10 protein-coding genes are annotated in these 7,806 nt (G+C 74.8%); 6 read left to right on the forward strand and 4 right to left on the reverse strand.

Features of this window, described 5'->3' with window-relative positions; translation table 11 throughout:
• On the reverse strand, positions 1 to 303 hold a 303-nt coding region (locus E6J59_06270; protein ID TMB21240.1), incomplete at its 3' end, for a MaoC family dehydratase.
• Positions 304 to 425: 122 nt separating this feature from the next.
• On the opposite strand from E6J59_06270, the gene E6J59_06275 reads away from it, so the two are divergent.
• From E6J59_06275 to E6J59_06300, 6 genes are all read left to right on the forward strand, one after another.
• Positions 426 to 740: a DUF1232 domain-containing protein gene (locus E6J59_06275; GenBank protein TMB21231.1), complete on the forward strand. Its 315-nt coding sequence runs from the start codon at positions 426 to 428 to the stop codon at positions 738 to 740.
• A 3-nt stretch (positions 741 to 743) separates the two neighbouring features.
• Positions 744 to 1,541 (forward strand): hypothetical protein, encoded by a 798-nt coding sequence (locus E6J59_06280; protein TMB21232.1) that lies wholly within the window; start codon positions 744 to 746, stop codon positions 1,539 to 1,541.
• A 71-nt stretch (positions 1,542 to 1,612) separates the two neighbouring features.
• Entirely contained in the window at positions 1,613 to 2,383 is a 771-nt protein-coding gene (locus E6J59_06285) for a hypothetical protein (protein TMB21233.1), read from the forward strand.
• The gene (locus tag E6J59_06290; protein ID TMB21234.1) at positions 2,380 to 3,291 is read left to right on the forward strand and encodes an acyltransferase family protein; all 912 of its coding nucleotides are present in this window, start codon (positions 2,380 to 2,382) and stop codon (positions 3,289 to 3,291) included. Before E6J59_06285 ends, E6J59_06290 begins: the two co-directional genes overlap by 4 nt.
• Before the next feature lie 120 nt (positions 3,292 to 3,411).
• Positions 3,412 to 3,717: an RNA-binding protein gene (locus E6J59_06295; protein TMB21235.1), complete on the forward strand. Its 306-nt coding sequence runs from the start codon at positions 3,412 to 3,414 to the stop codon at positions 3,715 to 3,717.
• A 68-nt stretch (positions 3,718 to 3,785) separates the two neighbouring features.
• Positions 3,786 to 4,544 carry a hypothetical protein gene (locus tag E6J59_06300; protein TMB21236.1) on the forward strand — a complete coding sequence of 253 codons (759 nt, stop codon included), beginning with the start codon at positions 3,786 to 3,788 and terminating at the stop codon, positions 4,542 to 4,544.
• Between the two features lie 156 nt (positions 4,545 to 4,700).
• Here E6J59_06300 and E6J59_06305 read toward each other — a convergent pair whose 3' ends face one another.
• From E6J59_06305 to E6J59_06315, 3 genes are all read right to left on the reverse strand, one after another.
• A complete protein-coding gene (locus E6J59_06305) occupies positions 4,701 to 5,138 on the reverse strand; it encodes a PKD domain-containing protein (GenBank protein TMB21237.1) in 438 nt (145 codons plus the stop codon).
• 108 nt (positions 5,139 to 5,246) lie between these two features.
• Complete coding sequence (locus E6J59_06310; protein TMB21238.1) at positions 5,247 to 6,158, reverse strand: branched-chain amino acid transaminase; 912 nt, start codon at positions 6,156 to 6,158, stop codon at positions 5,247 to 5,249.
• Between the two features lie 57 nt (positions 6,159 to 6,215).
• Positions 6,216 to 7,806: bifunctional [glutamate--ammonia ligase]-adenylyl-L-tyrosine phosphorylase/[glutamate--ammonia-ligase] adenylyltransferase (locus tag E6J59_06315; protein TMB21239.1), on the reverse strand; the 1,591-nt coding region annotated here is incomplete at its 5' end.

Consider the following 7,806-nt stretch of genomic DNA (forward strand, 5'->3'; position numbering starts at 1 on the left):
ACGGAGCTTGTTGGCCCCATAGTTGGTCGCGTTCCCGTAGCCAGTGAGCTTCCAGGCGGCGCTCCCGTGCAGGCGCGGGAGGAGGCTCAGGGTGAGGAAGCCGTGCGCGACCGTGCCGCCGAACGGGCTCTCCCGCTTGGCGCGCTCGACGTCGACGTGGATCCACTGGTGGTCCCCGGTCACCTCGGCGAAGCGGTTGATCATGTCCTGCGTCACCTCGACCGGCTCGCTCCAGGCGCCGAAGGTGTCGCTGACCTTGCCCTTGAGCCTCTCGATGTCGTCGAAGCGGATATCTTCCACGATGGGTCCTCCCGGCTGAGCGTCCCGGCCGGCGGGCCGGGCCCGTCCTTCCTACCCGCCCGGGCGGGCGAACGGAAGGGCCGCCCTGGCGCGTGGCGGCGGTCTCGGCTAGCGTGAAGGCCGTGATGGCGCGTGACACCGGATCCGCATGGTCCGGGAGGAGCCGGGCGATCGACGTGCTCTTCCACCTCCCCAACCTGATCCGCCTCTACTGGCGGCTGCTGCGTGACCCGCGCGTGTCCGTCTGGCCGAAGGCGATGCTGGTGGGCGCGCTCGCCTACGTGGCGCTCCCCTTCGACTTGATCCCCGACGTCATTCCCTTCCTGGGCGAGATCGACGACCTGGTGATCGTGATCGTGGCGGCGCGCTGGTTCATGCAGTGGTGCCCACCCGAGGTCGTGCGCGAGCACGCGCAGGCGATCGACGCGCGGCGGTCCTGACCCGTGGCGGCCCGCGCTGTCGCGCTCGTCGTCACCGCGGCGGCGGTGCTGGCCGTGCGCGGCGCGGGGGTCGCGGGTGTCCGCCTCGAGTGCACGGCCGCGAGCCGCAGCGGCGCGCCGCCCACGCTCGACGTGCTCGCGGTCAACGCCGGGGACCAGCCGGCCCGCGACGTCCGGCCGGAGGTCGTCTACCAGCGCAAGACCTACTCGGGCGAGACCGCGGCGCTCGACCCGGGTGCGCGCCGCGAGTGGCGGGTCGTGCTCGCCCCGCCCTCTGCGCCCGGCACCTTCGCCGCCATGGTCCACGTCCACTACGTCGACGCGCTCGGCCGACGCGGATCGGTGCCAGTGGTGGCCGAGGTGCCGGCGCCCGACGGATCACCCGCCCTGGTGCGGCTCCGGCTCGAGGCACACCCCGTCGCGAGGGCGGGGAGCGCGACGCTGCTCATCGAGAATCCGGATTCCCACCCGATCGGGGGACGGCTGGTCGTCGTCCTCGCCGGCGGGCTCGCGACCGATCCCGAGACCCTGCCCGCCCAGGTCGGGGCGCACGGGCGCACGAGCGTCCCCCTGGTGCTCGAGAATCGCGCCGCGCTGCCCTCCGGCAGCTATCCCGCGTACGCGCTCTTCGAGTACACCGCCTCCGGCGAGCACCACGCGGCCGTCGCCCGCGCCGACGTGGAGGTGGTGGCGGACGCGGCCGGCACGCGTGCGCGCCCGCTGCTCGTCGGGGTGAGCGCGCTCGCGGCGACGCTCGCGCTCCTCGCCGTCGCCTGGCGGCGCGCGGCGGCGCGGGGCTAGGAGCGATGCGGGGGCCGCGGGGGATTGCCCGGCCGGCTCGCGGTTGGCACTGTGTGCGCTCACCCACGCTGATGAGGCGCCTCCCCGCGACGTTGACCCTCGCCGCCGGGCTTCTCGTGCACCCCGCGGTCGCGGTGGCCCGCTCGGCGGGCGACCCCATCCGCCTGGTATGGGACGAGGGCGACGTGGCCGGGACGAGCACCATCTACGGCCCCGACGGGCGCGAGCCGATCGGCCTGATCGAGTACCGGCAGACGCGTCACGGGGACCGTCTCTCGAGCGTCCGCATCGCGCACTTCCGCGACGGCTCGAGCGACGAGGACACGGCCGACGCGCGGGTCGAGGGCACCCTGGAAGCGCTCGCGGGGCGCTCGATCATCCGCGATGCCGACGGCGTCTCCGTGGCCGACGTGGCGATCGACGTGGCCGGCGGCCGCCTCCGGGCCAGCTGGGGGCGGGGCTCGCGCCGGCGCACCCTGGAGGAGCGGGTCACGCTGCCCAAGGCAACCTACTGGGGACCGCTCATCTTCATCGTGCTCAAGAACTTCGACGCCAATGCCGAGGATGGCCGGCTGGTCTTCCGCACGGTGGCTCCCACGCCGCGCCCGCGCGTCCTCGACCTGGAGCTCGCCGGCGGCCCCCGTGCCGTGCTCGAGCGCACGGGGGCCCGCCTCGACACGCGCCGCTTCGAGCTCGGCCCGACCATCCACTGGACGATCGATCCCCTGCTGCGGCACCTGCTCCCACGCGCCACCTTCTGGATGCTCCCCGGCGAGCCGCCCGCGCTGGCGCGCTTCGTCGGGCCGCGTAACTATGCGCGCGAGGAGATCGTGATCCAATGAGGCCCGGCTGGCAGCCGGCGTTGAGGACGAGTCCGAGCCCGGAGTGGGCGCCGCGCGCGCTCGCGCCATCGCGCCCCCGACGATGGTGGCATCACCTGCCCGGGCTCCGGCGTCTCGCCCGCTTCCAGGAGGCGGTGCGCGCCCGCCTGGCCGCCGCCTGCGCCCTCGAGCACCCGCCGCCCGAGCGCTTCGGCTTTCGCTTCGAGGCGGCGACCCGCCTCTTCCTCGTGACCGGCGTGATGCACCGGCGCTACTTCCGCGTCGAGTGCCACGGGATCGAGGCCCTGCCGCGCGGCCCCGTCATGCTGGTCGCCAACCACGGCTCGCACGTGCTCTCGTGGGACGGCGCCATGATCGTGACCGCCTGCCTGCTCGACGCCGAGCCGCCGCGGCTGGTGCACGGCATGGCCGAGCACCGCCTGATGGAGCTGCCGATCCTCGGCAGGGCCGCGCGGCGCATCGGGGCGGTCGACGGCCGCCCCGACACCTGCGCGGACCTGCTCCGCGCGGGCGGCGCCGTGCTCACCTTCCCGGAGGGCCTGAAGGCGCTCCGCCGGCCCTTCCGGGAGCGCTATCGCCTGTGCGAGTTCGGGCCCGGCTTCGTGCACGTCGCCCTCAGGACCGGCGCTCCGATCGTGCCGGTCGCGGTGATCGGGCCCGAGGAGGAGGCGCCGCTGCTCGCCAACCCGGCCTGGCTGGCCCGGCTGGTGCGGACGCCCGTCGCTCCCCTCACCCCGACGCTCGTCGTCCCGCTACCGGTCAAGTATCGCATTCACTTCGGGGCCCCGCTGCGCTTCCGCGGGCCGGCGGCCCCGGACGCCGTGGTGCGTCACGTGGGGGAGGTGCGGACGGCGCTTCAGGAGCTGATCCGCCAGGGCCTGTCGCTGCGGCGGCATGTCTTCTTCTAGCGTCGGTGGGTGCTTCCTCCCTGGCTGGACGGTGACGACGCGCGCGTGCTACAAGGCCGCCGGCGACCCCGGGAACGGCGAAGGGCCGTGCTCGGCGTCCTCGCTAGTGCGGGAGCTAGAATGGGAAAGAGACTGTACGTAGGTAACCTGCCCTACCAGTGCGACGAAGCGCAGCTGCGCGCTCTCTTCGAGCAGGAGGGGCGCCAGGTCGAGGAGGTGAAGATCGTCACCGACCGGGAGACCGGCCGGCCGCGCGGCTTCGCCTTCGTCGAGCTGGCCACCGATGCCCAGGCCCAGGCGGCGGTCACCGCCCTCAACGGCAAGCCGTTCGGGGGCCGGCCGCTCACCGTGAGCGAGGCGCGCGAGCGGGCGCCGGGCGGGGGCGGGGGCGGCGGCCGCGGCGGCATGGGCCGGCGCGAACGCTAGGCTCCCGCCGCCGGAGGGCAGCTCGCGACGGCTTGCGCGCCCCCGGGGCACCGGACCAAGCACGCGCGATGCGTCGGCTCTCCGGGGCGCCGACCAACGGCAGCGCCGAGGCGCCCCGCCTGCAGCGTAGCTTCGGCTACGCCGCGTCGGTCGTCGCTGCGCTTCCCGCTCTCGCTCCCCGACTCGTCCGCCTCGCTCGCCGTGGTCACCCGGACATGCTCCTGGCGCTCGTCGCGCTCGCGGCCGGGGCGGCCGGGGCGGCCGCGCCGCTCGTCGTCCCGTGGCGGGAGGCGGGTGGCCACGTGGGCGAGGTCGTGACCGTGGAGGGCGAGGTCGCGGTGGCGCGCACCGTGGGGGACACCTGGGTCCTCGAGTTCGCGCCCGACGATCCGCGCGCGTTCCGCGTCGTCGTCCTGCTGTCGCTCCTCGAGAGCGCGCCCCGCCAGCCGGAGCACCTCTACCACGGCCGGCGCGTGCGGGCGACGGGCCGCGTCCAGCGCTTCCGGGGTCGGGCCGAGATGGTGCTCCGCGGGGCCGGGCAGATCGAGGTCGTGGAGACGAGCGGCGAGGCGCCCGCCCCGCCGCCTCCCGCAGCGCCCGCAGCGCCCGCAGCGCCGGCCAGATCCCCGGCGTCCGCCGCGGCCCCGTGCGAGCGCGCGCGCGAGCGCTGGCGCGCCGCCGCCAGCGAGGCGGGCGAGCGGCTCGCGGCGCTCGGCCGCTGCCTCGACGCCCTCCGCTACCGCTGCGCCGCCGAGCGCGCCGCCCTGACCCCCGCCCTCGCCACCCTCGACACCGCAGAGCGCGAAGTAGACACCAGCTGCCGCTAAAGCCGGCGCGCCGACGGAACGGTCGTTGCGGCGGCGGGGCCGGCCCCGCCGCGACCTTCGAGGGCGCCGAGCGCGGCGCTCAGTGGGGGCACGCAACCGGCGCCGGCGCCCGAGCGGGAGCGCCGGGGCCGGCCCCGCCGCCGCAAACGACTGCCGTCAGTCGCCCCCGCCGCTCCCCTCCTCGTCCGTCTCCACGAAGATGTCGATCTCGTCGGATCCTTTGTTGCCCTTCTGGTTGGTCACGGTGAGCGTGGCGGTGTACTCGCCCACCTTGGCGTAGGTGTGGACCGGGTTCTGCTCCGTGCTCTTCGAGCCGTCACCGAAGTCCCAGCTGAAGGAGAACGGGCCCCCGCTCTCCTCCTCCACCGACGCGGTGAACTGCACCTTGAGCGGCGGCGCCCCCTCGTCGGGCTCGGCCTCGGCGATCACGTCGAGCTCGTACTCCTCCTCCACCGTGGTGGTCGTCACCGCGGCCATGGGCTTCGCGACCGTCGTGGGCGTGGCCGCGGGAGCGGTCGGCTTCTCCGCGCCGCCGCATGCGGCGAAGGTCACCAGGCTCACGGCGAGCCCGGCACGCAACAGGGTGGATCGCATCGATCGCCTCCTCCCCCGGGGTCGAGGCCGCCGGGAAAACGCGGCATAGCTACCTGACGCCCCGGGGGCAAGGCAAGCCGCCGCTGGAGGCAACGAGCGGCGAAGCGCCTAGACGTACGCGAGCCAGGAGCGGTAGCGCTCCTCGCGGCCGCGCACGACCGCGAAGAAGATATCCTGCAGGCGGCGCGTGACCGGCCCCGGCGCGCCGTCGCCGATGCACCGGTCGTCGAGCTCGCGGATCGGCGTCACCTCGGCCGCCGTGCCCGTGAAGAACGCCTCGTCCGCGAGGTAGACCTCGTCGCGCGTGAAGCGCTCCTCGCGCGCCGGGACGCCCAGGTCAGCGAGCAGGCGGAGGATCGCGTGGCGGGTGATGCCGCCGAGCACGGTGGGCAGCGGCGTCGTCTTCACCGTCCCCTCGCTCACGATGAAGATGTTCTCGCCGCTCGCCTCGGAGACGTAGCCGTCGACGTCGAGGAGGAGCGCCTCCTCGTAGCCCGCGGCACGCGCCTCGCGCGAGGCAAGGATGGAGTTCACGTAGTGGCCGGTCGCCTTCGACTTGGTGAGCAACGTGTTCGGATGGAAGCGCGCGAAGGAGCTCGTCTTCACCCGGATGCCGCTCTTCATGCCCTCGTCGCCCAGGTAGGCGCCCCACGGCCAGGCGGCGATCGCGACGCGCGTCGGGGGACGCGCCGCGAGCCCCATCTCGCCGTCGCCCATGAAGACGATGGGGCGGATGTAGCACTCGCGCAGCCGGTTGGCGCGCACCGTCTCGAGGCAGGCGTCGACCAGCCGCTCGCGCGGGTACGGCACCGGCAGCTCGAGGACGTGCGCCGAGCCGTAGAGACGGTCGATGTGCTCGCGCAGGCGGAAGACCGCCGAGCGGCCATCGTGGCACTGGTAGCAGCGGATGCCCTCGAAGACCCCGAGCCCGTAGTGCAGCGTGTGGGTGAGCACGTGGACCTGCGCCGCCTCCCAGGGCACCAGCTTCCCGTCGAGCCAGATGCGCTCGGTCTTCTCCATCCAGGACAGGTAACCCGAAGCCGGACGCGAAGGCAAACCAGGAGGCGGTCGGAGACCCTACGCCGCGGGCGCGGCGAAGTGACGATCGTAGACGGCACGGATCGCGTCCCCGTGGCGCGCGTGGTCGGCGCGGAGCGCGGCCACCGCCTCGCCGTCCGCGCCCCGGTAACCGAGGCGGCGCGCCAGCGCGAGGAGCGCGGCCGGATCGGCGGCGGTCACCTCGAGCGGCTGGTCGTGCTCGAGGCGGAGCCGGCTCTCGAGCGCGCGCAGGAAGGCGTAGCCCTCGGCCAGCGCGCGCGCGTCGCCGGGCCCGAGCAGCCCCGCCGCGGCGAGCGCGGTGATCGCCCCCGGCGTGTCGCGCACGCGCACGGCCGGGTGGGCGTGGCCGTGGCGGAGCTCGAGCATCTGCACCAGGAACTCCACGTCGACGAGCCCGCCCCGTCCCGTCTTGATGTTGACGGCCGGCCCGTCCGCCGCGCCCCGCTCGCGCTCGAGGCGCGCGCGCATGTGCGCGATCTCCGCCACCTCCGCGGGGCCGAGCCCACGCCCGTAGACGAACTCCGCGACGATGGCCTCCAGGCGCGCGCCGAGCGCGGGGGGGCCCGCCACCACGCGCGCCTTGATGAGCGCCTGCCGCTCCCAGAGCCGGGCCCCGCTGCGGTGGTAGGCGGCGAACGCCTCGAGCGACGAGACGAGCGGTCCCTGGTTCCCCGACGGCCTGAGCCGCGTGTCGATGCGGTACGCGATCCCCTCGCGCGTCGGCGTCGCGAGCGCGCTGATCGCGCGCTGGGCAACGCGGGTGAAGAACTCGTGCGGCACGGCGTGCCCGCTCCACCACGCCGGATCGCTCGGGTCGTAGACGAAGATGAGGTCCAGGTCCGAGGCGTAGACGAGCTCGCCGCCGCCGAGCTTGCCGAGCCCGAGCACGGCGAGGCCCTGGCTCGCCGCCGTGTCGGGCACGCCGGCGCGCGCCAGCACCTCGCCGCGCGCGATCGCGAGCGCGGCGGCGAGGCAGGTCTCGGCGAGGCTCGTCAGCTGGCGTCCCACCTCGGCCGGTTCGAGCGTGCCCTCGATGTCGTGCACGCCGACGCGCAGGAACTCCTCGTGCCGGAAGCGGCGCAGCGTATCGAGCCGGGCCTCCAGGTCGGGCGCCGCGGCGAGGCGTTCCCCGAGCTCGGCCGCCATGTCCTCGCGCGTACGCTCGATGCGCATGAGATCCGCGCGCACCAGGCTGTCGAGCAGCTCGGGATGGCGGAGGAAGAACGCCGAGAGGAACTCGCTGGTCGCGAACAGGCGGACGAGGAGCCGCATCACGCCCGGGTTCTCGAGCAGCAGGTGGAGGTAGCTCGTGCGCGCGCCGATGGTGGAGACGAAGGTGGCGAGGTGACGCAGCGCGCGCTCGGGCGCCGCCGAGCGCGCGATCTCCGTGAGCAGCGCCGGGGCGAGGCGCACGAGCGCCGCGCGCCGGCGGGCCGAGGCGGGCGCGTGCGGCGGCCCGTCGCGCAGCAGGCGCAGCTCGCGGTAGGCGGACTCGCGGTCGCGGAAGCCGAGCTGCCCCAGGCGCCGGAGCGCGCGCTCCCTCTGGTCGAGCTCGTCGATCAGGAGGGCGAGCTCGGGCTCCGCCTCGCGCCGGCGCTCCTCCTCGGCA

It is taken from the genome of Deltaproteobacteria bacterium, assembly GCA_005879795.1.
In the GTDB taxonomy this organism is placed as follows: Bacteria; Desulfobacterota; Binatia; order DP-6; family DP-6; genus DP-6.